The sequence below is a fragment of the Bradyrhizobium algeriense genome (assembly GCF_036924595.1).
GTDB classification, from domain to species: Bacteria; Pseudomonadota; Alphaproteobacteria; order Rhizobiales; family Xanthobacteraceae; genus Bradyrhizobium; species Bradyrhizobium algeriense.
Window position 1 is genome coordinate 3,817,352 of sequence record NZ_JAZHRV010000001.1, and the last position, 25,122, is coordinate 3,842,473.

21 protein-coding genes are annotated in these 25,122 nt (G+C 59.1%); 12 read left to right on the top strand and 9 right to left on the bottom strand.

The genetic code is table 11. The annotated features are described in order from the left end of the window. Positions 1-14: 14 nt before the first annotated feature. Positions 15-497, bottom strand: coding sequence for a MarR family winged helix-turn-helix transcriptional regulator (locus V1286_RS18740; protein ID WP_334435320.1), 483 nt, complete (start codon positions 495-497; stop codon positions 15-17). Between the two features lie 171 nt (positions 498-668). Here V1286_RS18740 and V1286_RS18745 point away from each other — a divergent pair, with 171 nt between their 5' ends. From V1286_RS18745 to V1286_RS18765, 5 genes are all read left to right on the top strand, one after another. After that, entirely contained in the window at positions 669-1,187 is a 519-nt protein-coding gene (locus V1286_RS18745; RefSeq protein ID WP_334481614.1) for a flavin reductase family protein, read from the top strand. Between the two features lie 54 nt (positions 1,188-1,241). Further along, a complete protein-coding gene (locus V1286_RS18750) occupies positions 1,242-2,474 on the top strand; it encodes an acyl-CoA dehydrogenase family protein (protein ID WP_334481616.1) in 1,233 nt (410 codons plus the stop codon). 40 nt (positions 2,475-2,514) lie between these two features. Continuing rightward, entirely contained in the window at positions 2,515-3,540 is a 1,026-nt protein-coding gene (locus tag V1286_RS18755) for an amidohydrolase family protein (RefSeq protein ID WP_334481617.1), read from the top strand. A gap of 44 nt (positions 3,541-3,584) precedes the next feature. Beyond that, positions 3,585-4,961 (top strand): MFS transporter, encoded by a 1,377-nt coding sequence (locus tag V1286_RS18760; RefSeq protein ID WP_334481619.1) that lies wholly within the window; start codon positions 3,585-3,587, stop codon positions 4,959-4,961. 74 nt (positions 4,962-5,035) lie between these two features. Next, a complete protein-coding gene (locus V1286_RS18765; RefSeq protein WP_334481620.1) occupies positions 5,036-6,106 on the top strand; it encodes a maleylacetate reductase in 1,071 nt (356 codons plus the stop codon). A 144-nt stretch (positions 6,107-6,250) separates the two neighbouring features. On the opposite strand, the gene dusA is transcribed toward V1286_RS18765, so the two are convergent. Further along, positions 6,251-7,249 (bottom strand): tRNA dihydrouridine(20/20a) synthase DusA, encoded by a 999-nt coding sequence (gene dusA / locus V1286_RS18770; protein ID WP_417021263.1) that lies wholly within the window; start codon positions 7,247-7,249, stop codon positions 6,251-6,253. Positions 7,250-7,379: 130 nt separating this feature from the next. On the opposite strand from dusA, the gene V1286_RS18775 reads away from it, so the two are divergent. From V1286_RS18775 to V1286_RS18785, 3 genes are all read left to right on the top strand, one after another. Beyond that, positions 7,380-7,610, top strand: a complete 231-nt coding sequence (locus tag V1286_RS18775) for a hypothetical protein (RefSeq protein WP_334481623.1) — start codon at positions 7,380-7,382, stop codon at positions 7,608-7,610. Positions 7,611-7,637: 27 nt separating this feature from the next. Next, positions 7,638-7,892, top strand: coding sequence for a hypothetical protein (locus tag V1286_RS18780; protein WP_334481625.1), 255 nt, complete (start codon positions 7,638-7,640; stop codon positions 7,890-7,892). A gap of 571 nt (positions 7,893-8,463) precedes the next feature. After that, a complete protein-coding gene (locus V1286_RS18785; RefSeq protein WP_334481627.1) occupies positions 8,464-8,712 on the top strand; it encodes a PNPOx family protein in 249 nt (82 codons plus the stop codon). A 310-nt stretch (positions 8,713-9,022) separates the two neighbouring features. On the opposite strand, the gene V1286_RS18790 is transcribed toward V1286_RS18785, so the two are convergent. Together V1286_RS18790 and V1286_RS18795 are read right to left on the bottom strand one after the other, a co-directional pair. Then, positions 9,023-10,201, bottom strand: coding sequence for a PepSY-associated TM helix domain-containing protein (locus V1286_RS18790; protein ID WP_334481629.1), 1,179 nt, complete (start codon positions 10,199-10,201; stop codon positions 9,023-9,025). 1 nt (position 10,202) lies between these two features. Then, positions 10,203-12,497 (bottom strand): TonB-dependent siderophore receptor, encoded by a 2,295-nt coding sequence (locus tag V1286_RS18795; protein ID WP_334481631.1) that lies wholly within the window; start codon positions 12,495-12,497, stop codon positions 10,203-10,205. Between the two features lie 463 nt (positions 12,498-12,960). Here V1286_RS18795 and V1286_RS18800 point away from each other — a divergent pair, with 463 nt between their 5' ends. Further along, positions 12,961-13,320 carry an enoyl-CoA hydratase/isomerase family protein gene (locus V1286_RS18800; RefSeq protein ID WP_334481632.1) on the top strand — a complete coding sequence of 120 codons (360 nt, stop codon included), beginning with the start codon at positions 12,961-12,963 and terminating at the stop codon, positions 13,318-13,320. A gap of 348 nt (positions 13,321-13,668) precedes the next feature. On the opposite strand, the gene V1286_RS18805 is transcribed toward V1286_RS18800, so the two are convergent. Beyond that, positions 13,669-14,355 (bottom strand): response regulator transcription factor, encoded by a 687-nt coding sequence (locus V1286_RS18805; RefSeq protein ID WP_334481633.1) that lies wholly within the window; start codon positions 14,353-14,355, stop codon positions 13,669-13,671. 670 nt (positions 14,356-15,025) lie between these two features. Between V1286_RS18805 and V1286_RS18810 the strand changes: the two genes are divergently transcribed. Beyond that, positions 15,026-15,922, top strand: a complete 897-nt coding sequence (locus tag V1286_RS18810) for a response regulator transcription factor (protein ID WP_334481634.1) — start codon at positions 15,026-15,028, stop codon at positions 15,920-15,922. 116 nt (positions 15,923-16,038) lie between these two features. Here V1286_RS18810 and galE read toward each other — a convergent pair whose 3' ends face one another. Then, the gene (galE, locus tag V1286_RS18815) at positions 16,039-17,094 is read right to left on the bottom strand and encodes a UDP-glucose 4-epimerase GalE (RefSeq protein WP_334489733.1); all 1,056 of its coding nucleotides are present in this window, start codon (positions 17,092-17,094) and stop codon (positions 16,039-16,041) included. 32 nt (positions 17,095-17,126) lie between these two features. Next, positions 17,127-18,971, bottom strand: coding sequence for a coiled-coil domain-containing protein (locus V1286_RS18820; RefSeq protein WP_334489736.1), 1,845 nt, complete (start codon positions 18,969-18,971; stop codon positions 17,127-17,129). 687 nt (positions 18,972-19,658) lie between these two features. On the opposite strand from V1286_RS18820, the gene V1286_RS18825 reads away from it, so the two are divergent. Next, positions 19,659-19,793: a hypothetical protein gene (locus V1286_RS18825; RefSeq protein ID WP_334481635.1), complete on the top strand. Its 135-nt coding sequence runs from the start codon at positions 19,659-19,661 to the stop codon at positions 19,791-19,793. 351 nt (positions 19,794-20,144) lie between these two features. Here the strand turns inward: V1286_RS18825 and V1286_RS18830 are convergent, their stop codons facing one another. Then, the gene (locus V1286_RS18830) at positions 20,145-21,518 is read right to left on the bottom strand and encodes a UDP-glucose dehydrogenase family protein (protein ID WP_334481637.1); all 1,374 of its coding nucleotides are present in this window, start codon (positions 21,516-21,518) and stop codon (positions 20,145-20,147) included. A gap of 201 nt (positions 21,519-21,719) precedes the next feature. Continuing rightward, positions 21,720-23,135 (bottom strand): polysaccharide biosynthesis/export family protein, encoded by a 1,416-nt coding sequence (locus tag V1286_RS18835; RefSeq protein ID WP_334481639.1) that lies wholly within the window; start codon positions 23,133-23,135, stop codon positions 21,720-21,722. Positions 23,136-23,625: 490 nt separating this feature from the next. Between V1286_RS18835 and V1286_RS18840 the strand changes: the two genes are divergently transcribed. Next, positions 23,626-24,723, top strand: a complete 1,098-nt coding sequence (locus tag V1286_RS18840; protein WP_334481641.1) for a Wzz/FepE/Etk N-terminal domain-containing protein — start codon at positions 23,626-23,628, stop codon at positions 24,721-24,723. Positions 24,724-25,122 lie beyond the last annotated feature (399 nt).

Sequence of the window (25,122 nt, forward strand, 5' to 3'; positions counted from 1 at the left end):
GTTGTTGCTGGAAGTCAGCCTTTCGACTTTGCCGCCTTGCGCGCCTTGTTGGCTTCCTCGATCTCAGGTTCGAGCGACTTCAGGCTCTCGTAGATCTCTGCCAGAATTGTCTTCAGGTCCGAAATGTTCTTCGACGGGAAATCGCGGACCGCCACCTCCTCGAAGTGGATCGCGATCGGGATCAACTCTTCGACCAGCGTCCGCCCCTTCGGCGTGAGGTTGATCGCAACGGTGCGGCCGTTGTCTTTCAGCCGCGCGCGCGTGACGAGGCCACGCCGTTTCATCTCGCCGACCAGCCGCGACAATGTCGATATCTCGATCGTCGTCATCGCAGCGAGATCGCCGAGCCGCTGGTCGCCGGTTTCCCAAAGCGCGGCCATCACGCGGTACATCGGCAGCGTCACGCCGTAGCCGGCAATGCGCCTGGAAAACAGCTCACCCATCTGCACGCCGACGCGGTTGAGAAGGTAGGGAAAGGAATTTGTCAGCCTGTACAAAGTCTTGTGTCCTGCCTTGGTGCAACTTTTGCGATCTTCCAATAACCGGACGTGAATCGTTTTTCAAGGCAATTGTTGCATTTGAAAATTTCCCTTGCGATATTTGTAAATGCAATTATTGTTTGAGAAAGTTAAGCCGCCGAACAAGAGCGGATTTCAGTGGAGGAAATCATGTCGCTGGGTTCGGCATCCGACGAATTGCGCGAAACATTCAAGCGCGCGTTGCGGCGATTTCCTGCGGCGGTGTCGGTTATCACCTCGGCCGACCAGGATCGCCGGCACGGGATGACGGCGACCGCGGTGACGTCGCTGTCGCTCGATCCCCCTTCCCTGATCGTTTGCATCAACCAGGCAACGCTGCTGCATGACATCATGCTGCTGGCACGCCGGTTTTGCGTCAACGTGCTGCGCCGCGATCAAGTCCCGCTTTCATCCGCCTTCAGCGGCGCGCTCCCGGCCGAGGAGCGGTTCGGGCTCGGCGACTGGAAGACCTCGGCCGATGGCGTCACCTACCTCGCCGACGCGCAGATCAACATCTTCTGTAAAAAGGCGGCCGCCGTGCCCTACGGCACGCACACGATCTTCATCGGCGAAGCCGAGGTCGTGAACGTGCGCGATCCGATCGAGCCGCTGATCTACCAGGATGCGACCTACTGTTTCTCGGTGCCGCACGACAGCCAGGCCGCGTGAACCGCGCGAGCCGCCTGACCGCCTTTCAACCCATCGAAGACACGGAGCAAACCAATGGTATCAGTCACCCAGTTGAAGGACGTGCCGGTGTCACCGTCGCTTCGTCCTGATATTGCCGAGCTGCGCAGCCGCTTGGCGCAGATCGCGCCGCAGATCAAGGCGCGCGCCCACACCACGGAAAAGGCCGGCCGCGTTCCCGAAGAGAACATCATCGCGCTGCGCAACATCGGCTATTTCGACATCGTCAAGCCGGCGATGTTCGGCGGCTACGAGCATGATTTCGACGTGCTGGTCGAATTGAACATCGAGCTTGCCAAAAGCTGCGCCTCGACGGCATGGGTCGGCGGCCTGTTCGCGGCCCATCAATGGCTGATCGCAGGATTTCCGGAAAGCGCGCAGTGCGACGTCTGGGCCAGCAATCCCGACGCGGTGGCCTGCGGCTCCTACGCGCCGGCCGCCAAAGCAATCGAGGTCGACGGCGGCTATCGCCTCACCGGGCGCTGGTCGTTTGCCAGCGGCTGCGATAACGCCCAATGGTCGCTGTGCGCGGCGTTGTTGCCCTCGAAGACCGAGAGCGGCCAGCTTGCGCCGGCCTTCCTGCTGGTTCCGGCGGCCGACTACGTCATCGACGATACCTGGAATGTCGTCGGCCTCAGCGGTACCGGCAGCAAGACGCTGGTACTGAATGACGTGTTCGTGCCCGCGCACCGCCTGCTGTCGTTCGCCGACACCACGTCCGGAAAGACGCCGGGCGCCGCGCTCTATGCCAATAACCCCACCTTCTCGATCCCGATGCTGTCGAACATTCCCTCCTGCCTGGCCTCGGCCGCGGTCGGCGCGGCGGTCGGCGCGCTGGAGGATTATCTTGCCGTGACATCGCGACGGATCACCCGCGGCGCGGTGGCCGGCCACAACAACCGCATGGCGGATTTTCCGACCATCCAGTTGCGCGTTGCGGAAGCGACCGCCTCGGTCGATGCGGCGCGCGAAGTGCTGCTGCGCGATCTCCGGGATCGTGCGGCGACGGTCCGCGACGGCAAGCCGATCTCGATAGAGGATCGCATCGTCAGCCGCCGCGGCCAGGCCTTTTCGGTCGCACTAGCCATTCGCGCCACCGAAGCGTTGAACGCCTCCACCGGCGGACTCGGCCTTGATCTTTCCAATCCGGTACAGCGCGCCTGGCGCGACGCCAATGCCGTCGGTCGCCACATCAGCATGAACTGGGATGCCGTCGGCACCATGTACGGCCAGCTCGCGCTCGGGCTGACGCCGCAAGGCCAATATTAAAGGCCAATACTAATCAACATCAGACATCCGCGAGGACATCATGCAGGGCAAGATCGCACTAGAAGAACATTTCGCCATTCCGGACACGCTGATGGATTCGGCGGGCTTCGTCCCGGATTCCTACTGGCCGGAGCTGAAGGATCGCCTGCTGGATATCCAGGACAAGCGGCTGGCGCAGATGGACCGCCACGGCGTCGAGATGATGATCCTGTCCCTGAACGCGCCCGCGGTGCAGGCGATTCCCGATGCGGCCCGCGCCAACGAGATTGCGATCCGGGCCAATGATTTCCTTGCCGAGCAAGTGGCAAAACGCCCGTCGCGATTTCAGGCATTTGCGGCGCTGCCGATGCAGGATCCGGATCTTGCGATCAAGGAGCTCCAGCGCTGCATCAACACGCTCGGTTTCCGCGGCGCGCTGGTCAACGGCTTTTCGCAAATCGGCGACGGCAAGCGCCCCGTCTATTACGACCTGCCGCAGTACTGGCCGTTCTGGGCGGCGGTCGAGCAGATCGGCCTGCCCTTCTACCTGCACCCGCGCAATCCGCTGCCGGAGGACTGCGCGATCTATGAAGGACATCCGTGGCTGATGGGCCCGACCTGGGCGTTCGGACAGGAGACTGCCGTTCACGCGCTGCGCTTGATGGGATCTGGCCTGTTCGACGCCCATCCAAAACTCAAGATCATCCTCGGCCACATGGGCGAAGGCCTGCCCTACAGCATGTGGCGCGTCGATCACCGCAACGGCTGGGTCAAGGCACCGCCGAAGCACAAGGCGAAGAAGAAGATCTGCGACTACTTCAACGCCAACTTCTTCCTGACCACTTCAGGGAATTTCCGTACCCAAACCCTGATCGATTCCATTCTCGAGATCGGGGCGGACCGCATTCTGTTTTCGGTCGACTGGCCGTTCGAAAACGTCGATCACGCCTCCGACTGGTTCAACAGCGCCAGCATCAGTGAGAATGATCGCCTGAAGATCGGCCGACGCAACGCCATCGACCTGTTCAAGCTCGATCTCGGCGAAACCACCGTCGCCGGGCAAAGCATCCATCAAGCCGCGGAATAAGCGGTCTCACAGTACGCAAACACAATCTTGGGAGGGATACGGCGATGACTGCGAAAGCAATCGATCTTCACGAGGAACTAGCCGAGGCAAAGGTCGGCAAATTTCACTGGCGCCTCGGCGCCATCATGGGATTGCTCACGCTGTTCGACGGATATGACACGTTCAATCCGGCCTACGTCATCCATTACGTCGCAAAGCCATGGGGCCTGCAGGCCGGCCAGGCGGGACTGCTGATCTCCAGCGGCCTCGTTGGATTCCTGCTCGGGGCTGCGATCCACGGCATCATCGCCGATCGCCTCGGCCGCCGCGGCACCCTGCTCGGGGGCCTCTGGATCACCAGCATCTTCACGCTGCTGACCGCGACGTCCGCGGACTCTTTCCTTTCATTCTGCATCCTGCGGCTTCTGACCGGCATCGGGCTCGGCGTATTGCTGCCTTTGGCGACGACTTACATCAACGAGCTGGCGCCGCGGCGGGTGGCTAACACCTTTGCGCTGTGGGGGGTCGCGCTCGGCTGGGCGCTCGGCGGAACGCTCGCCGGTGTTGCCGGCGTGTTCGCAACGCCTGTGTTCGGCTGGACGGCATTGTACTGGCTTGGCTCGCTGTCATTCCTGCTGCTTCCCTTCATGCACTACATGTTGCCGGAGTCACCGAAATTCCTTGCCCTCCAAGGCCGCACCGGCGAAATCCGCGACATGCTCAGCAAGCTTCGGCCCGAGCGCGCAAGTGTCTATCAGTCGGCCGAAATTGCCGTCGGGGAGTCCGAGAAGCCGGTCAATTCGGTGGCGGTGCTGCTTCACGCCAAATATCGCCGGACCACGTTCGCGATCTGGGCGTCGGCGTTCCTCAGCCTGTTCTGCATCTTCGGCCTGTCGGGATGGATTCCGACCGTGATGATGCAGCGTGGCGAAACCTTCGCGGCCAGCTTCGGCTTCGGGGCGCTGATGCAGATCATGTCGTTCGTCGGCGCTCTCGTGCTTGGGCATCTGGTCGACAAGTCCGGCAGCAGCCGCGGCCTGATCGCGACCTGGTGGGCGATCGGCGGCGTCGCGGTGCTCTCCCTCGTGGTGCTGAATGATCATATCGTCAACATCACGTCGGTCGCGGCCGCCGGGTTCTTCATCATCGGCGCGCAGTTCGTGCTGAACAATTTTACCGCGGCTTCCTACGAGACCGGCGTGCGCGCCACCGCGGTTGGAATGGAACTCGGGGTCGCGCGCGTCGGCGCCATTCTCGGACCGTTCGTTGCCGGCGCACTTCAGCAATATTACCAGAGCCCGACGCCGATGTTCCTGTCGATCGGCGTCTCCGCGATCGCCGCCGGGGCGATCATCCTGCTGGCTCGACGGTCGGCGACCGCCCCCGCAAGCAGCCTTGAAGAGACGGCCGGCTTGCGCAAGGTTGCACAGCCCGCTTCTTGAGGCGGAGCGTCAATGCGGAAAGTCCGGCTCCGGAACGATCCGGGGCCGGCTATATCTTCCGCAAAGGAGCAGCCATGCAAGACTTCGTCTACCAGAGCGCACCGATGCGGGTGGTATTCGGCACCGGCACGCTGCATCAATTGCCCGACGAATTGTCCCGTCTCGGCGTCACGCGCGCGCTCGTGCTGGCGACGCCGCGCCAGAAAGATCTGGTCGCCGGCATCCGAGAGATGATCGGGGAGCACTTCGCCGGCGTATTTACCGGAGCCGTCATGCATACGCCCGTCGAGGTGACGGAACGGGCGATGGAAACCGTGCGCGAGGTGCGGGCCGATTGTCTCGTGGCGATCGGCGGCGGTTCGACCACCGGCCTCGGCAAGGCGATCGCCTTGCGAACCGACCTGCCGCAGATCGTGCTGCCGACCAGCTACGCCGGCTCGGAGATGACGCCGGTCGTCGGCCAGACCAGCGGCGGGATCAAGACCACGCAGTCGAGCCCGAAAATTCTTCCCGAGGTCGTGATCTATGATGTCGACCTCACCATGACGATGCCGCCGAAGCTATCGGCGACGTCGGGCATCAACGCCATCGCGCACGCCGTCGAGGCGCTCTACGCGCGCGACCGCAATCCCGTGATATCGCTGATGGCGCAGGAGGCTATCCGCACGCTGACGCATGCGCTGCCGAAAATCTGCGCCCAGCCAAACGACAAGACCGCGCGCACCGACGCGCTCTATGGCGCCTGGCTCTCTGGCATCTGCCTCGGCGCCGTCGGCATGGCCCTGCATCACAAGCTCTGCCATACGCTGGGCGGCTCGTTCAATCTGCCGCATGCGGAAACCCACACCGTCATTCTCCCGCATGCCCTCGCCTACAATGCGCCTGCTGCACCTGACGCGATGACACGCATCGCTGCCGCGCTCGGCGTGAGCGACGCCGCGCTCGGCCTCCACGATCTGGCGCGAAAGCTTGCTGCGCCGGCATCGCTGCGCGAGATCGGCATGCCCGAGAGCGGCATCGACCAGGCCGCCGACCTCGCCGTGAAGAACCCCTACTGGAATCCACGCCCGATCGAGCGAGAAGCAATCCGCGAACTGATCGCGCGGGCCTGGCGCGGAGACGCTCCGGAAAATGCGATCGGCTAGCTAGTTCAGGACATAGACATGCCTGGGCGAAGCGAAACCGGCCGGCTATTGAGGTGGCGCGAGCGAAATTTGAAGCGACGAAGGCACAAGCTTCGGTCGCGGCCTTTGGCTTTTGTTCGCAGGCCGCCAAGGCGGCCTGACAGATTAGGCCGCTGCCAACGCCGCTGCGCGATCCTCGACCAGCGCGATCGCATCGCGCAGCACGCCGACGCCGGCGCCCGGCTTGACGCCTTTCTCCGCCAGATGGCGACGGAAGGCACGCGCGCCGGGCACGCCGTGAAACGCGCCGACGAAATGCCGCGTCATCGAATGCAGCTTTGCTCCCTGCCCCAACTGGTCTTCGATATAGGGAAACATCGCTTCGAAGACGTCCTTCATGCTGGCGTATGGCGCCGCCTCGCCGAACAATTTTGGATCGACCTCGAGCAAACGCCACGGCTCCTGATAGGCCGCCCGCCCCAGCATCACACCGTCGACATGATCGAGGTGCCGCGCAGCCTCTGCAACGCTGCCGATCCCGCCATTGATGATGACGGGCACATTCGGCAGCGCCGCCTTGAGCCGGTAGACCCTGTCGTAATCGAGCGGCGGGATGTCGCGGTTTTCCTTCGGCGACAATCCGTTGAGCCAGGCCTTTCGGGCATGCACGATCAGCGCGTCGGCACCGGCCGCGACCACGCCGCGCGCCAGCACGTCGAGCGCGACTTCCGGATCCTGGTCGTCGATGCCGATCCGGCATTTGACCGTGACCGGAATCTTGACTGCGCGCTTCATCGCGGCAACGCCGTCCGCCACCAGCGCCGGCTCCGCCATCAGGCACGCGCCGAAGCGACCGTCCTTCACCCGGTCGGACGGACAGCCGACATTGAGGTTGATTTCATCGTAGCCAAATTCCTCGCCGATCTTCGCAGCGGTGGCGAGGTCGGCCGGATCGGAGCCACCGAGCTGCAGCGCCACCGGATGCTCGCTTGGATCGAAGCCAAGCAGCCGCCTGCGGTCACCACGAATAATGGCGCCGGTCGTCAGCATCTCCGTGTAGAGCCGTGCGCGGCGGCTCATCAGACGGTGGAACACGCGGCAATGCCGGTCGGTCCAGTCCATCATGGGCGCCACGGAAAAGTGATAGTCTTGATATTTCAACAGTTTATCTTACTCTCTCAATGGGATGAACAGCGAACGTGTGCACTCCAAACTAGACGAAATTGCACACGTTTGTACCCGTTTTGACCTCTCGGTGCACACATAGTGCACACGAAGGCCGGAGTGCACATGCGTGGCAACCTTCACCCAGTTGGCATCCGGAAACTGGCGCGTCCAGGTCCGCCGCAAGACCCGTTATGTGGCCGAGACGTTCCGGCGGCGCAAGGACGGAGAAGAATGGGCGCTCGAGATGGAGCGCAATATCGACCGCAACGGATCGTCCAAGCCACGCGTAATCCTGAACGTTCGCATATTTGGCGATCTGATCGACCTGCACGACGAAGACATGCGCGAAGTTGGATAGCCCCCTCGCCGGTCGAAAGCCGCCGTAATGGCGTCGCTCAAGACTGAGCTTGGCAGTGTTAAGCTGCCCGCGCTCAATCGAGAGCGGCTGATTGAGTTTGGCAGAAAGCGCGCCAAGCAAGGCGCTGGCGCCGCGACCTTGTCGATCGATTTGTCTTTCATCCGCACAATCATCACGCACGCCGCCGCTGTGCACGGCATCGAGGTTTCTGCCGAGGAAGCCGGCCTCGCACGCGTCGCGCTAAGTCATCTCAATTTTGGTTGGAAAGAGCAAGGAGCGTGACCGACGGCCTACACAAGACGAACTCGACGAACTAATCGAATACTTTGAGACGAACCCCCGGCAATTCATACCGATGGGACGGACCGAGATCGCCAGCGATGTTCGTCACCAGCTCACCTTGCGCGAGACGCTGCAGCGCTCATTTCTTCAATGCGGTGAACGCCTGGCCCTCGCAACCGTCAACAATGACCGACATTCGGGCCGTCACGTATTGATCACCTTTGTAGAAGACCGCAAGAGGACGCCTCTTTGAGAGCTCTGTAGCGCCACTCCGGAGACATATAATCCACGGGATAGACGATATTGCATGGGCTCGGATGGACGCCGAAATCTCAAGGGGCTCCTCAAGCTTGGCTTCAGCGGCAACCTTCTTGAGCGACTCGGCGGCCTTCGATGGGTCTGGCGCACTGATGGTGGTTGAAGGCGGATGTGCCGAGTTCGTGGAACACGCCGTCAAGAGTACACACAACGACACAGACGAAAATCGCATCCAAGCCTTTCGAGGCTGATTGGGCGGCCACTCAATTTGGATGCATCGCGCATCAACGGAAGAGCGGAGATCACGCAGGATATGGCACTGCTGACGCCGCTAGCGGTGCAGAACATCGCGCCGACGATCGGCCTCAAGGTGCATGTCGACGAATGCTATTTCCATTGCGGCAAGGCGCTGATGCGCTCGAAGCTGTGGGATCCCGAGGTGCAAGTTGAACGCCACAGCTTCCCGACCCTCGGCCGCATCATCGCCGAGCAGACGGCGGCCGTGTCAGTAGACGTGGCTGAGAAGACCATGGAGGAGGCGTACCGATCGAGGCTCTACTAGTAACCTCCACTTATTGAATTTCTCCGAGCATTCAGTCAAGAAAAGTGAGGCGTGGCCTCATTGCTCGGCGCATCCGCTGCAGCGCCATGGTTGGACTCACCTGACGCGGGATCAAAAGCCTTTACGGTGAATTTGCCGAAGTCCCTTCGCTGCCAATGCGGCAGGAAGAGCCAGCGTTAGCCATGACAATACGTCCCATATACCATCGCCAAGCAGTGCAGAGATGAGTCCAATTGCCGTAGCAACACCAACAATGGCGGGCCATAGAAAGGTGCGGTTCCTGCTGCGTCCCGGTTTGGGCATTACGCCATTATTCTTGAAGAACAGTTGAGGCACCGACCAATGATCGCGCTTTGATGCCGCTTCGGGAAGCGCGCAACTTGATAATCCAGAGATAGACTCCGGTCGAAAGCACGATGATGGTCACGATATCGAGAAAAGCCCACAGAATCTTGAGGGGAAGGCCGCCATAGTTTCCAAAATGGACAGGACGCGACATCTCCAGGACCCGTATGTACCAGGGCAGGTTCAACACGCCGGCTGACTCACCATTCTCAGCGTTTATCATCACGGGTGCAAACAGGTGTGCAGTCACCGGGGTAGTGCCCTTCGTCCAAATCATATAGTGATGCGGAGTGGTCATTCGAGAATAGGGAAAGACAACGCTAACGAGCCGCATATCCGGACTCGCCCGCCGAGCCGCAGCAACCGCATCGTCGATAGACGTCAATGTCTTGGCTAGCTCAGTCTTGGCTGGCTCACCAGCGCCCTGAAGCCCGACCAGTACCGGAAGCTCCCGTGCTCGCCATAGATCGAAAAGCGGAGCCGCCAATGTGTTCATTGCCCCCGCCAGGCCGACAACAAAGAGCCAGGTCACCGTGATGATGCCCAGCAAATTATGAAGATCGAGCCAGCGAATCCGGTGCCGACGTCTGGCACGGATTTCGCCGAAATCGAGATGGCGCATGAACGGGCCGTAAATCACGATTCCCGAGACGAGAGATGCCAGAAGAATTAGCCCCATCGCACCGAGGAACAAGCCGCCAGGAAGCCCGAGAAACATATCGGTATGCGTCTTCAGGAGATAAAATGTGATGCCCCGCCTTGGCTTCGGCTCCTCGATGATCTTGCCATTGAGGGAGTCGATTACGAGACCGTGCAGCCCGGCTGCCGACGTGCCACGAAGTGTTGGCGAGAGTCCAAAACTGACGGCGTTCGGAACATTGGGATGCCAAAACAGGAACTGAATAAACTCACCGGGAAATCGCTTTCTTGCGATATCAGCAAGCGCATCGAGTGAGAGCGGTTGCGCATGAGAAGCGGAAGACGACTGGGCATTCTCGTACTGCCAATCGTCGATCTCTCCCTTGAAGATGAGTGGCAGCCCGGTGATACATAGCATCAAAAGGAAAAGCGTGCAGATGAGACTCGTCCACCTGTGAACGCCGCACCAAATCCTTACCGAAAGGGCTGCGCTGTCGTGGACCATACTACCACCGATACGTCAACGAGCCCAATACGGTCCGTCGCAGGCCGTAGAAACATTGATTATTTGTCGTCGAGAGGCAAGATGCGGTGTAGACGCGGTCAAACAGGTTTGTTGCGTTCACGGCCAACTTGAAGCCCTTCAATCGTGGATCAAGGTATGCCAGTTCATAGTGAATTGCAGCATCGTACAAAGTGTATGACGGAACCTCTATCGAATTGTCTGCATTGGCTGCCGTCGAACCCGTGTAACGAACGCCTCCAGCCACGCCAAACCCGTTCAAGGCACCACTGCGGAAAGTGTAATCGGCCCAAAGTGAAGCCGCATTTGTCGGAATTCCTACGGGACGCTTGCCGAGGTCGCCCAGCAAATTCGTACTTTTCGTCACCTTCGCATCGAGATACGTATAGGCCGCCAGGATATCCAACTCGTTGGTCAAGCTGACGCGGCTTTCAAGTTCGAGGCCGCGGGAAACCACCTCACCGAGCTGGACCGAACGACCTTGGTGGCCGGGGGCGGTATCGGGTGTCGTAACATTCTGTCTTGTTATCTCGAAAACGGCGGCGGTGAAAAGCCCATTGAAAAAGGTGGGTTGATATTTTACGCCGGCTTCCCACTGTTTTCCGGTCGTTGGCTTGAAAGCTGCGCCGAAAAAGTCAGTACCAGGCTGAGGCTGAAACGACTCGGAATAGCTGCCGTAAGGCGCTACGCCGCTGTCGAACAGATAGAGAAGCCCGGCCCTTTTGGTGGTTGCCTCGTCTGTTTGAGAAGCCGTTTTATTTGTGAAGTTGTTCAGAGTATCCGTATTGGCGCGGTCGTTTCTGATGCCAAGCTGCGTAACGAAACGGCCGAACTTGATTTGATCCTGAAGATAGACTCCGTTTTGCTGAAAATCCTGTGTCGTATTCACCGTGAAGGCAGGAGCCGTAATGGGAACGTAATATGTCGGGTTGAACAGATCCAAGGACGGTGCGACCCCGGTCCCGGTTTTTTTGTCCTGAACACTGTTTTGAAAGTCGTATCCTGCCAGGACGGTGTGTCTGAGATCAAACGTGTTGAAATTCAGCTGCACCTGATTGTCGAGCGTGTCAGCGTCATATCTGTCCCTGTTGCTAAATGCGGTGCGCGTCACGATCCGCTGCTGATTTGGGAGGAATGCGCCGGTAAAAATATTGTCAGCATTTACATCCAGCCATGCGTGACGATAGTTCTGACGCACCGTCACGACATCGCTGAAACGATGCTCGAACTGGTAGCCGACAGCCGCGCTTTCAATGGTTGACCTGTTGAAATTTGGATCACCGCCGTAAAGGCTCGTTGAAATCCTGCCATTCACATTCGGCAAAAATGTACCCTGGGCCGGTAGAAAATTGAAGAAGCCCGAGTTCGCCTTTTGGGCCTGCGCAAGCACTGTGAAGCTTGTGTTTTCGTTCGGACGCCAGGTCACGGCCGGCGCGATGAAATAGCGATCATCCCTCGTAAAGTCGACTTGCGTTTGCGCATCGCGGACAAGGCCGGTTAGCCGATAAAGAAACTGGCCCTGCGGATCGGCAGGGCCGCCAATGTCAAAGGCAACCTGCTTGCGATCGAAATCGCCACCACTCAATTGAATCTCTCCGAACTGCTTTGCAGTTGGCATCTTGCTGACAAGGTTTACGATGCCCGACGGCGGACCGGAGCCATAAAGGATCGATGAGGGCCCCTTGACCACCTCGATTCGTTGCAGGCCATAGGGCTCAATCTGGAGCCCGGCGCTCGCGCCGAGCAGTTGCAGGCCGTTAAGGTAAAGAAAGCCCGCCGGGCTAAATCCTCTTATGTACGGAAACTCGAAATATCCGTTTACTTGCCCGCGCGGCTCTCCAAAAACACCTGAAGTGTAGTTCAGCGCCTGCGATACGTTTCTTACCGCCTGTGATTCGAGCTGGGTTCTCGTGATCACTGATATCGACTGCGGTGTCTCAATCAGGGGCGTGTTCGTCTTTGTGCCCGCGCTGCTTTGCGTTGCGACAACACCGATGCTTCCATCAGCGTCACGCTGGCCCTGAGAGCCGGGCCCTTGTTCGATGGGCCGGGCTGCTGCAGCAGATGCCGGAGATCGCGCTCGCCGCACCGTAGCGCCGCGTCGGGTTGTCGCGGCCTGGCGTGCTGCCGATACTGGCCGACGAACATCAGGGGCATCGACGGTCACCGGTGGGAGGCTGGATTGCGCGTGCGTCTCGCTTAGGAAACTGATCGGCCATGCGACGCTCATCAACGCACAGGAGAAAAACGACGACCTCAAATATCCGGACAGACGCATCAAAGTGCCCTTACAACTCCGCCGATCTTGTGCCAGCGCCCTCGCCGCTAGTACCAGATGCGCTTTCTGGTCACACCGGTATGGTCGTTAGAATACTTACAGACTCGACAAACGCTTAGATTGTAAATTAGAACATATCTATTTCACGCAACGAGTATGGCTTCGTGCAACGAGTATGTCGGCCGCAAGCAACGCCGCAAGCGACCAAGAGATTGAGAACGCGCGAGGTGGCCGTCCCGCATTGCTCGCCATAACGCGGATGTATCGGCCCATTCGTTTCTGCGATTTGACGTTTTCCAGAATTCGTCGATGGAACTCTGGCTAGACTTAAGGGAAAATCTGTCGAGCCAACGGCTCCTTCCAAGTTGAACCTGCCGCACAGCTATCATCTGGCGATCGAGCGGCTAACCAGCATCGACGCGCCTGTGATCGCCGCGGTGCGCGGCGGTGCCGGTGGCGGTGGATGGGACTGCTTTACGCCGCCGACATTGTCGTGGCAGCCGACGATGCGCGGTTTGCGCTGGGTTATGGGGCGCTCGGCCTGAGGGCCGATGGCGGCAATATCTGGTTCCTGCCGCGCATGGTCGGAATGCGACGCACACAAGAGCTCTTGCTGCTCAACCGCGCCGCGACACTTGCCGCGGGTCCGACGCGCGCCTTCGGCGCCGTCCGCCGCATGCTGAGACAGTTATTAGAAACCCGCCTGTCGGATCAACTCACTGCCGAAAAAGATTCTATCGTCGCGGCCAGCCGCACGGATGATGCGCAAGAAGGAATCGCCGCCTTCGTCGCCAAACGCCGACCGCAATTCCGCGGCAGATGATCGGACCTGAACGAACGATACCTCAACATCAGCCCACCGGCTGACACCGCGGCGCGCGCAGCTCAGGCTGCTCACGCTGGTCGTCTCCAGACTCTCTTTGATCCGGGAAACCTCGGTAGAACGTGGAGGACCTGGCGAAATTGAATCATGCAGCCGGGCCGCGTCAAATTTTTAAACCGCGCATCCGGCTCGGGACTCTTCATGATTTGACAGCACGCAATCAAGCGATTCGGCGTTCTGTCGTTTTTAGCGCGCCACGCGGCGTGCCCCATCCTGACTGACAAGCGCAGATCACACTGCCTGTGATCGAGGCAATTCCCATTCGCGTTGCGAGATTCCAATCTCGCTCTACGTTCGTTCACGACGAATCCGCGATGATTCATGTTCCGGAACGATACCAGCACCGTCATCCTGCGAGATCGCCATGGCCGCGAGTACCGTCCGGTTGCTGATTTCAAGCTTCTGAAAGATGTGATGAAGATGCACCTTGATGGTGCCGTCGGTAATGTTCAGGCGTCGGCCAATTTCCTTGTTCGACAGCCCTTCGGACACCAACCGCATGATCTGGCGCTCCCGGTCTGTCAGCACAGCCAGTGCGTTCTCCGTAATCACGCTTTGCTCCCGACATACGGCTTGATCGGCTGTGGGCGGCGGCAACAGCCGCCGACCTCCCGCAACCTGACGCAAGGACTGCACGAGAATTTCGGGCGCCACATCCTTTGAGATGTAGCTGTAACCGTCGGCCGCGGCTACCATGACCAACTCACGTTCCACCTCGGATGCGGTGAAAAAGACGAACCGCGTTGAAGGATTCTCGGCATTTTTGATGGAGAGGATCTCCGGCCCGGTCACGCCAGGCATCGAGCCGTCGAGAATAGCTATGTCCGGCGCCAGATTCCGAATTGCTTCGATGCAGCCCGCACCATCGGTGCAAGATGCAACAATGTTGAAATCCGAATAGGCCCCAAGCACATTGCTCAAACCCTGCAACACGACGGGATGCCGATCCGCAATCACGACGGTGATACGACGCATTGGGCAGTCCTCAGCCTGTCCCCAATGTTAAACCCCGCCCCCAGCCTTTGTTCACCCCCCTGCTCGATACCCCAATGCATAATATATCGATCAGGACAGCATGGCTAATGCCGCATCGCAAAAGACGAAGGCAGAGAGGTTGGCTTCCCCTTTGCCGGCGCTTCATTAAGATTCTACACATTCCTGGACGACGAAAGCACCCGTAGAACTGCGGGATTAGTTAGCGAACTGCGAGACTGGTTAGCGCGAGAGACCTTTTTCACCCCTCAATCGCGCGGATCAAGTTCTGGCAAGTGGTAGCTTCGATCGAAATTCTGCAACGCTCGATGGACTTCGCACTATTAACTCGCTCAGAGAATGTCGCGAACACGGCTTGCTACTATAACGACATGCCTCCGCGCTAGCAGGGACTATAACCAAAGGTATATAGGGATAGCGGCAATTCGAATCTAACATTCACAAACGCTTATTAGTTTTGGGCGCTCAAAATATACCAACCCGATGTTGTGAGAGGAGAAAAATCCTACCCGACTGAAGCTGCCAAATTGCAAAAAACAAGACGACGGAGAAAAAGACTCAATCACTCGGAAAAGCGCTAATTCAAGTTCGAAATTACGGTGTCTTCGGAAGTGTTGATATTGTCAATTTGCGTAATGGCTGGGAGAGTAAAATGCCGAGGCGGCAATCTTTTGCAACATTCATCGTCGGGAAAAGCGTTCTAATCAGAGAGGGAATTGCTAGAATTCTAAGCGCGGCAAATTTTCGTACCCTCGCTTCGGTGTCATGCGCTGACGATTTGTCGCCGGGCAAACTCCAATCACACCCATCGCTGGTTCTCATTGTCCATGCGGGCGAGGATTTCGAAGCCGCGGTTGAACAAATCGAGCTCTTGCGGGAGCGGCATCCGAAAGCACGCATCGCAGTCGTGGCCGATCACTATCGGCGGGACGAGATGGTTTCGGCATTTCGGGCGGGCGCCAGCGGCTATTTCATAGATGTCATGACGTGCGATGTATTCATCAAATCCATCGAACTGGTGATGATGGGCGAGACAATCTTCCCGCCGGCATTCATGTCATCCATTCTCCACTCCGAAAGCGACCACTTCGCCAAGGCAGAGCCGCGCAACGACAATGCGCGGGCGATCCCCTTCACGCCGGAGCGCAGCATTACGCAACAACTGTCCCCCCGGGAAAAATCAATCATGCAATGCCTGATCGCAGGCGATTCCAACAAGTGCATAGCGCGCAAGATCGATATCGCGGAGGCGACCGTGAAGGTCCACGTCAAGGCTATCCTTCGCAAGATCCGGGTCCAGAACCGGACTCAAGCGGCGATTTGGGGCATGAACAACGGTTCACTGGTGCGACCGATAAGTGACGGCTCGAGTACAAGCGAACAACTTCCAAATTCGATCGAAATGGTCTCAAACATCAAGCAAATCGACGGACCCGAGCGAATGGAAGTGATCAACCACCAAACAAGTCACGTCGAGGTTCCTAGTATCAGCCTGATACGCAAGAACATCAACCGACGGCCTAACGCAGTGCTGCGGCTCGGCAAATAGGCAGAGCAAGCGCCGGCAAACTCGTACGCTCACGTGAGCGCGCGGACCGAGGCGTGCCAATCGAAATGCTTTCGAGCGGTGCTGGTCAGTCGCCGGCGAGATTTCGAAGCCGCGGCCTACCCGACCTTGAGTTTCAGTTTATTCGCCTGGTACTGCAACAGCTGCGTACCGCGATAGCCGTCCGGATTGTTCGATTGCCAACGCCAATGATCCGCGCACATTTGCGGCAACGATCGCACTGATTTCCAACCCAGCGTTTTTTCCGCAAATGTCGGGTCGGCATAACAGGCGGCGACATCGCCCGCCCGGCGTTCGCCGATCTGATGCGGAACGGACCTCCCGCTCACCGCCTCAAATGTCCGGATCACTTCCAAAACGCTGTGGCCGTTGCCTGTTCCAAGGTTGACCGTGAGCACCCCGGACTGTTTCAGGTGGTTCAAGACGCTTAGATGACCGGATGCAAGATCGACGACATGAATGAAGTCGCGAATGCCGGTGCCATCTGGGGTGTCATAGTCGTTTCCACAAATCAGCACTTTCTCTCGCTTTCCAACTGCAACCTGCGCTACGAGCGGCAACAGATTGTTCGGAATGCCCACCGGATCTTCTCCGATGAGCCCACTTTCGTGAGCGCCAACCGGATTGAAGTACCGCAGGATACCAACCCGCCAGTCGGCGTCGGACCTGTAAATATCTCTCAGCATCTCCTCGACAAAGAACTTCGTGCGACCGTATGGATTTGTCGGTCCGAGGGGATGTTTCTCATCGAGCGGCAGGTACGCCGGAATCCCGTAGACAGTTGCGGACGAACTAAAGACAAGCGTCTTCACGCTTGCCCTCTTCATGGCTGACAAAAGCCGCATCGTTCCCAGGACGTTGTTCTCGTAATAGGTCATCGGCTCCGCGTTGGATTCACCCACGGCCTTCAGCCCCGCCAGATGGATAACCGCCGTCACTTCGCAATCACGCAATAGCTTGTAAATCGCCTCCTCATTGCGGATGTCGGCGTGGCAAAAGGCGAGCGACCGCCCGCAGATGGATTGCACCCTTTCGAGAGAGGCGTTGTTGCTGTTGGAGAGATTGTCGACTGCGACGACATCGAGGCCGGCATCGAGTAACGCGACAGACACATGGCAACCAATGTAGCCGGCGCCTCCGGTTAATAAGATCATATCGGACACTTTCCGTATCGCTCAAATTGATGCTACCGGCGCAGCGCCTCAAGCCGCGCTTTCGCCTCCTTGATTCCTGCGGCGTCGGCTTTCGCATAGAGGTCTTGCGCTCTGACTGCATCGCCGCGCGTTCCAAGAGTTCCCCATTTGGCAAGGATCAGGGGATCATAAGTTTCTGCGAGCGTGAAGCTTGCCTGGACGCTACCCATCTCGACGGCGCGCTCCAGCACAATCCGCGCCGCGCCTATGTCTCCCTGCCCAAGCAGCGCGGTCGCGCGCGCAAGCAACGCTGCCTCCACTGCGGAGTTCTTGAAATTGGGCTGGCCATCACTCCGAACGCGAGCCGCTGGTGACCGGTCGGCGACTGACTTCGCGCTTTCCGTGGGCTTGTCCCGCGCGCTCGAACCAACCGTGGGCGCAACCTGCTTCGCAAACGCGAGATCCCGCTCGAGCTGTTCTGCCCGAGCCCGCTCCTGCTGCAGTGAGCTGCGCAACGAGGCGGTATCGCGCTCCGCCGTCTGCCTCGCTTGCGTGACCTCCTCGTTCACCTTGGCCACCAAGGCAGCCTGCGTATCGAGATCGCGACGTGCGATTATGAGATCCTGCTCCAGTCGCGCCGCCCGATCGCGCTCTTCCTGTGCGGATTTGCGAAGCGATGGCGCGCCGTTTGCGGCCGCCTCTTTGAGTTCGGCCGTCTCGTCTTCAAGTTTGCGGGCGCGGGCCTCATATGCATAGAGTGCGCTGCGCGTCATCGAGAGGCCTTGCGCAAGTGCGTCGGCCCTTTCGCGCTCCTTCTGCATCGATTTCCTGAGCTCGGCAGCATCTGCTTCCGCAGCTCCCTTCGCCCGCATAACTGCCTCGGTTACCTTTGCCGCCAGGGCCGTCTGGGTTTCGGCGTCGCGCCGCGCCGCCGCAAGATCCTGCTCCAGCCGCGCGGACCGCTCACGCTCCTGCTGCAGAGGCTCTTGCAGCTCCGCTTCGCTGCTCTCGCTTGCTTGTTTCAGCCGGGAAGCTTCCTCGCTTGCTTTCGCCGCCAATCCCGTTTGGGTCTCGACGTCGCGCAGCGCCACCGCGAGATCATGATCCAACCGCGTGGACCGCTCGCGCTCATGCTGCAGGGACTTCTTCAGCTCGGCTTCGCTGCTCTCCTTTGCCTGTTTCAGCCAGGACGCTTCCTCGCTTGCTTTCGCCACCAGTGCCGTCTGGCTCTCAACCTCGCGCCGCGCCGCCGCAAGATCCTGCTCCAGCCGCACGGACCGCTCGCGCTCCTGCTGCAGAGACGTCTGCAGCTCCGCTTCGCTGCTCCCCCTTGCCTGTTTCAGCCGGGACGCTTCCTCAGTTGCTTTTGTCGCCAGTGCCGTCTGGGTCTCGACATCGCGCCGCGCCGCCGCAAGATCCTGCTCCAGGCGCGCGGACCGCTCGCGCTCTTGCTGCAAAGATGTCTCCAACTCCGTCCCGCCACTCGCCTTTGCCTGTTTCAACCGGGACGCTTCTTCACTTGCTTTCGCCGCCAGTACGGTCTGGGTTTCGACTTCGCGCCGAGCAGCCGCAAGATCCTGCGCCAGCCACTCGGCCCGATCGTGCTCCAGCTCGAGACGTTGCAGCAACTCGATATCGCGCCTCGCCATGGTGAGTTCGCAGGATAGTGTCTCCGCCCAGTGGTATTCTCGTTCCCGAGGCCGACCTGCATCGCTGGTCGCTGCTTGCGCGACCTGCACCGATCTTTCGTTTCTGTCGCTGCTCGACGGTAAGGCCTCAAAGCCGCCGTAGACTACCATTCCATCGAAAGCGAAACTGCGGGCGGCCATCGCGTGTTGGGCATCAGCCGGGTGTCGCGCTTGTTTAGGGGAAGCCTGGGTTTCCGATGCCCATGTCATCGCGAGCACAGCCGCGGCTATCCACGGGTTCGCAGATCGTCCCTGCGTGACTAGGTGTCTCTTGGTCTTCCGCGCAAACGGCGCCTCGTCCGAATCGTGTCGCGACGCTGGTGCGACGGCACCGGGGGTGTTCATTTTACCGTTGAGAATTACCGGGCGAGCCATTTGCGATCACCGCCATCATCGCGATGCGGCCTGTTGAGATGAGTCATTATCCGTTCCGCTGATGCGAATCTATTACTCGCACGCAGGGCCCTCGAATTTTAGTCCCGCACTGCCCCGGCTCAATGAACCATCGTAGTTACTCATTTATTGCCAGTTCCCATTCAGCGACCCGGAGCGTTACTGATTCAGCTATGAAGCCGGAGTGACTAGGCAGCGTGCGATGAACTATACCCCTTACCAATTTGCCGGCCTCTACCCAGTTTCCGGTACATTCAGTCAATGGCGGCAGGGCAGACCCAGCACGCGTCGGTAGGGCCGACTGGGTTCCCTGTTGGCGTTGGCGCCAGATCCCTACTTGTCGTTGCGGCCTTTTTTCGCGGCGTCCTCTATCATCGGCTTATCCTCTTGCACCAAACGCCGCTAAATACATTCCGGAATTCCTCCTGATTTTCTACGTTGCAGTGCTCGTTCCATAGTGCACCAGCAAAATTCCGGATCAGACGCGGCCCGGCCGCGTGTCCTATGGAGCGACAGCCCTCGCCCCTCACCGACAAGGTGCCCAAACTGCTCGGCGCCCGATTTACCATTCGCAAGGACGCAATCATCATCGTCAGAAACGACAACCGCCAGGCTGATGCGGTGCTGCCTGCCCACTAAGGAGGCACACAACACGCCGAACGACGAACCTTGTTCCGCGAACCGCCAACCCGCTCCTTCTCTTCGATTAACAGTTTAGAAATTGGGTTCGTTCTGCGCGTTTGCCCAGAACGCCTCACGCAACAGCCGGTCACGCCGCATCTGAAAGCGATTCGAGTACCGCCGGACCATCTTCAGTCCGTTGAGAGCTGATTTGCGGTCCATCGGTTCAAGCTCCGCTAAATCGCCTCCACAGATTTTGCGGAGAAAACTTGCTTCGGCTGAGCGCGCCCTCTCCAACTCGAACTGAGCAGTTGCTATTGACTGGGCGCGCGGGAGGGTGTCGCAAACACATCCGGAACTGCATTGACGTCAAACAGAGTGTCGTCTGACTTGTGGTGCCAATTTAGCTCGGCCGCCCTCCACCAACTTAATCGGGCTCGTTCGGCGCCGCCCAATACTCTCGTAAAGGAAGCCGAGAGCAGCCATATCGTCGGGTCGATAGATATTGCGCAGATCGACGATCACAGGTTGCGCCATTTCGCGCTTCAGGCGCTTCAAATCAAGTGCGCGGAACTGCGCCCATTCCGTGATAATCACGAGCGCATCGGCGCCGCGGACGCAAGCGTAAGGATCTTTGCAATACTCTATGTCAGGCAATTCCTTGCGCGCCTGCTCCATGCCGACCGGATCGTGCGCGCGCACCTTGGCGCCCATATCGAGCAAACCGATGACGAGCGGGATCGATGGCGCCTCGCGCATGTCGTCGGTATCGGGCTTGAAGGTGAGGCCGAGCACCGCGACCGTCTTGCCGCGCAGGCCGCCGACGACGTTCAACACCTTGCGCGCCATCGCGCGCTTTCTGATGTCGTTGACGCCGAGCACGGCCTCGACGATGCGCAGTTGCACGTCATGGTCTTGCGCGATCTTGACTAGCGCGCGGGTATCCTTCGGGAAGCAGGAGCCGCCGAAGCCCGGGCCGGCATGCAGGAACTTTGAGCCGATGCGGTTGTCGAGCCCGATGCCGCGCGCGACTTCCTGGACGTCGGCGCCGACCTTTTCGGAGAGATCCGCAATCTCGTTGATGAAGGTGATCTTGGTGGCGAGGAAGGCGTTCGCCGCGTATTTGATTAACTCGGCCGTGCGCCGTGCGGTGAACATCACGGGTGCCTGGTTAAGCGACAGCGGCCGGTAGATATCGCCAAGCACCTTGCGGCCGCGCTCGTCCGACGTTCCGACCACGATCCGATCGGGGAACTTGAAGTCGCGGATCGCCGCGCCTTCGCGCAGGAATTCCGGATTGGAGGCGACGACCACATCCGCCGACGGATTGGCTTCGCTGATCAGCCGCTCGACCTCGTCGCCGGTGCCGACCGGCACGGTCGATTTGGTGACGACCACGGTGAAGCCGGTCAGCGCGGCCGCGATCTCGCGGGCGGCAGCGTGGACATGGCTCAGATCGGCGTGACCATCACCGCGGCGCGACGGCGTGCCAACTGCGATGAACACGGCGTCGGCTTCAGCGACCGGCGCGGTAAGGTCGGTGGTGAAGTCGAGCCGCCTGGCCTTGACGTTGGAGGCGACCAGCGCGTCAAGCCCGGGTTCGAAGATCGGGATTTCACCTCGGCGCAGGGCTTCGATCTTGCCGGCATCCTTGTCCACGCAGGTGACCTGGTGGCCGAAATCGGCAAAGCAGGCACCGGACACCAATCCCACATAACCCGTTCCGATCATCGCGATGCGCATGTTAGTGCCTGCCCTTGAGGTGTGATTTGATCGCTTCGCCACCACCTCGCGGGAGGCGTCTACATGGCTTGCGCATTCAGGTGGTCTAATGTCTCACATTTCGGCGCAAGGCTTTCCCTGACCGAGGACCAACGGAGTTCACATGGCCCCTCCGTTCGAAATGAATAGGCCGACGCTGCATTGTGTCAGCGGCGTCGCCAGTCACCTCCCAGACGAAGCGCCCTTCCGTTCCGAAGCCATCTCGCGCAGCGAATCGCCCTCGGTCGGTTCGGTCCGCCCCATCCCCAATGGGATAGCTGAAGAACTGCTGCCTAGCCTTCGGGAAGGCGCGTCAGGACCATCCTGGTATCGCAGGCTGGCATCGACGGTATCACCCGGCTGCAATTCGATATCTTCGCTCGCGATAATCCGTTCCGGCCCCTTTTCGCCTTTCCTAATGATGACGATGTCGGGCTTACTGCCGACTCCTTGAGCGAGCTGTGATCGAACCATCGCGGTGTACTGAAGCTTCTCGCCGACGCTCTGCAGCTTTTCGCGAATTTGGTTGAGCTTTACGCTGGTGTCTTGTAGCTCACGGAGCAGGTCAAGCCTCCGCTGGTCGTCGAGCTTTGCCAGCTTTCTGGTGACCTCGTCCTGTAGCTTCTTGACCTGCAGGAGCTGCGCGGAGGTCTGCAGCTTCCGAGTTGCTGACAGCAGCACCGCGCGCCGCGCATCCGTAACGCGAGGGCTGGTCAGGGAACCCTTGCCGTAGAGATCGGACGCTTTCTGCAGTTCTTCGAGATCTGACTGAAATCCCTCTTCCTCTTTTTTCTGCTGCTCGGAGAGCACGCGGACCTGATCCTCTCCCTGTCGGACGCCGCGCTGAAGGAACGTCTTTTCCTGCTGATAGTCACTCTGCTTCGTTTTCAAATATTCGCTTTCTGCATTGACGATTTCCGAAACCGCCGATCGAGCTACGGGTACGTCCGTCAGAATTCCTGGATTGAGCTGCGTCGCCTCTCCGAGCTCATTCTTGATGCGCCACATACGCGCCTGTTCTTTGGCGAGTTCTGTCCAAAGCGATCCGTACTCGCTTCTCAAGTCCGCTGACTCGAGATACGGATTATTCATTCTGATACGCATGATGTCGTAGCCGCCTGCCACGGCGACGAGCTGGCCTGCGGTGATAGACGGACGATAAGGGTACTCACCCGGCTTCGACACGTCTCCAGTTGCGTAAATCGGCCTGTATTCCACGACGGTCGTCGTGATCTCATTCGCGTCGATCACGATGACCGCCTCGCGGCCATCCGAAGTCCTCTGTCGAAACACCTTGCTGGCCAGTGCCGCCCCGATTTTGGTTCGGATCTGCGGTAAGGGCAGGCCGGCCACTGGAAGCATCCCGACCAGCGGCAACGAAATGTTCCCGTCCATTTGGACGGCAGCACGATGCCGTAGCTCCGGCACGCCTGCCACCGCGACCTCCAGGACATCTCCAATGCTTACCCGATATTCGGCCTTTGCTTGAGTGATGGAAATTGTCAGGCCAACAGCCACCAAGCCCCATTTGATGCAACGACCGATGTTACTGCCAAAGGCATCGATATAGGACCAACTGCGCAGTTTGGCGTTCAGCATAGTGGCAATTCCCTGTGCGGATGCTGTTATCGGGTGAGATCCATCTGACCGCGCAACAGCCCGCCGACGTGCTGCTTCCGAGCAACCGTCGAAACGGGCAATCTGCAAAGCTTGTGTTCTGGTCCTCATTGACGCTGGAGCCGGTGCTTTGACGACCGACCTCCCTCCATTCGCGTTCCTATTTCAACCAGGATGGCACTTCGAGCGGATTGCTTTTCGACAATTCTAGTTCCCCACCGCCGCGGCTCAATGGACTATTGTAGCTACCCCCTTTTTGCCGTTCCCATCCAGTGACCCGAAATGTACTAATTTGGCCGGAGATGAGCGACCATGTCGTAGAGTGCCATTAGCATGCGTGCTTCACCAATTTGCCGGCCCCTACGTAGCCTCCGACACATTCGGTCGAGGGCGACAGGGCGGCCCCAGCAAGCGTCGGTAGCGGCCGGTTGGGCATCATCGCGCAGCCTCAACCATCAGCGCCGGTACAAAAATGCTGCAGACCAATAGAACGGATAATTGGGAAAATCGGGACAAGATGCCGCCTGAATTTCGTCCGGCGCCGGTCGTCTCCCTGGCGGAAGTGCTGGGCGTGCTGGCGTTTATACGACGACATGTACTGATCATATCGCTGACATGTTTCGCGGCGCTTGGCGTTGCTACACTTTACCTCATCACCGCGGTACCGACGTTCACCGCCAAGGCGCTGCTCATCGTAAACTCGAAAACGACCTTTGTGGACGCTGCGGCGGTGTCAACGATCGTGCAAAGTCAGATCGGAATCATAAAGTCTGAGAGCATCGCTAGCGCCGTGATCGACAGACTCCGCCTTGCTCAAGACCCGGAATTTGCGACCGGCCAAGGCAGCGGCATGATATCCCGGCTGCTCGGCTGGAGTAAGCCGCAGACGGAAGTTAGCGCCGCGCGCTATGCCTTGGAACCTTTCGAACGCAAGCTTTCGGCCAAGCGTGTCGGCGCTACATATCTTGTCGAGGTTACCTTCGACTCAAAAGATCCTGATCGAGCGGCGCAGATCCTAAACGCTGTTGCCGAAAAATATATTACCCATCAAATGGACAAGGCCGGCTTGCAAGACGAGAAGTGGGTTAAGGATCGACTGAACGACTTGAGCACTCAAGCATTAGCTGCCCAAAAGGCGCTGGAGGATTATAGTAAGAATCGGAAAGAGCCGGCGGATTCAGCTGCTACCATCGATAAATTGGTAGCTGCTGCGGAATCATCAAAAAGCGCCTATGATAATTTTCGCCACGTGCTGCGCAAGACAGAAGCGACGCAACAACAATCCTCGCCGGTGTTTGATGCGAGTCTCGTTACCGCGGCGTCGCCTCCTTTGAAGGCAAGTTCGCCAAAGCCTAGAATCGTGCTTGGAATAGCGACCGTTGGAGGGCTGCTTCTTGGAATCGTTATAGGAATGCTGCGCGATCTGTCTCAAAGCATCCGCACCAGCGGGCAGGAACCTCGTCCAAGCGCCCAAGATGACAGGATCGAGCGACCTGTTGCAGACGCGGTTCGACAAGATTCTGAAGCATCGGCAAAGGCGAGGACAGTGCGACTTACGGGTTCGGGATGAGGCTACCATCCTCACCAACAATCGGCATGACCGAAAGTGCCGTACGGATATGCAACGCGCCGAACAAGCAATTGAAGTAGATTCTCAAGATCCGCGGTCCTCGGCCAATTCAGATCGTGCTGAGGACTCGTCCAGGGTCGCAAGCGCTGCGTTTCGTGAAAAAGCATGATGGCCGCTCTACCAGAGAAGAGTGCGCCAAATCCGGGCAGTTGCCCAATCCGGCTCGCGCCGTAAAACAGGCTACTTTTTCAGAACAGGGTTCATTTGGGCCCGCTAGAATCCTCACTAGCTAATCCGCTGCCAACGCCCGCAGTGGCTGATCCACGAACCATTCAGGCGCACGCAAATTAGCCTACAATGGCGAGGACATTCAACTGCGCTCTCATACGTCATCGTCAA

Coding starts and splice junctions, on each gene's coding strand:
- V1286_RS18805 (WP_334481633.1), bottom strand. CDS start 14,355: ATGCGTCGTATCACCGTCGTGATTGCGGATCGGCATCCCGTCGTGTTG.
- V1286_RS18835 (WP_334481639.1), bottom strand. CDS start 23,135: ATGCTGAACGCCAAACTGCGCAGTTGGTCCTATATCGATGCCTTTGGC.
- V1286_RS18755 (WP_334481617.1), top strand. CDS start 2,515: ATGCAGGGCAAGATCGCACTAGAAGAACATTTCGCCATTCCGGACACG.
- V1286_RS18780 (WP_334481625.1), top strand. CDS start 7,638: ATGGCGTCGCTCAAGACTGAGCTTGGCAGTGTTAAGCTGCCCGCGCTC.
- V1286_RS18840 (WP_334481641.1), top strand. CDS start 23,626: ATGCTGCAGACCAATAGAACGGATAATTGGGAAAATCGGGACAAGATG.
- V1286_RS18760 (WP_334481619.1), top strand. CDS start 3,585: ATGACTGCGAAAGCAATCGATCTTCACGAGGAACTAGCCGAGGCAAAG.
- V1286_RS18810 (WP_334481634.1), top strand. CDS start 15,026: ATGCCGAGGCGGCAATCTTTTGCAACATTCATCGTCGGGAAAAGCGTT.
- V1286_RS18790 (WP_334481629.1), bottom strand. CDS start 10,201: ATGGTCCACGACAGCGCAGCCCTTTCGGTAAGGATTTGGTGCGGCGTT.
- V1286_RS18825 (WP_334481635.1), top strand. CDS start 19,659: ATGGAGCGACAGCCCTCGCCCCTCACCGACAAGGTGCCCAAACTGCTC.
- V1286_RS18750 (WP_334481616.1), top strand. CDS start 1,242: ATGGTATCAGTCACCCAGTTGAAGGACGTGCCGGTGTCACCGTCGCTT.
- V1286_RS18795 (WP_334481631.1), bottom strand. CDS start 12,497: ATGCGTCTGTCCGGATATTTGAGGTCGTCGTTTTTCTCCTGTGCGTTG.
- V1286_RS18785 (WP_334481627.1), top strand. CDS start 8,464: ATGGCACTGCTGACGCCGCTAGCGGTGCAGAACATCGCGCCGACGATC.
- galE (WP_334489733.1), bottom strand. CDS start 17,094: ATGATCTTATTAACCGGAGGCGCCGGCTACATTGGTTGCCATGTGTCT.
- V1286_RS18745 (WP_334481614.1), top strand. CDS start 669: ATGTCGCTGGGTTCGGCATCCGACGAATTGCGCGAAACATTCAAGCGC.
- V1286_RS18765 (WP_334481620.1), top strand. CDS start 5,036: ATGCAAGACTTCGTCTACCAGAGCGCACCGATGCGGGTGGTATTCGGC.
- V1286_RS18800 (WP_334481632.1), top strand. CDS start 12,961: ATGGGACTGCTTTACGCCGCCGACATTGTCGTGGCAGCCGACGATGCG.
- V1286_RS18820 (WP_334489736.1), bottom strand. CDS start 18,971: ATGACATGGGCATCGGAAACCCAGGCTTCCCCTAAACAAGCGCGACAC.
- V1286_RS18830 (WP_334481637.1), bottom strand. CDS start 21,518: ATGCGCATCGCGATGATCGGAACGGGTTATGTGGGATTGGTGTCCGGT.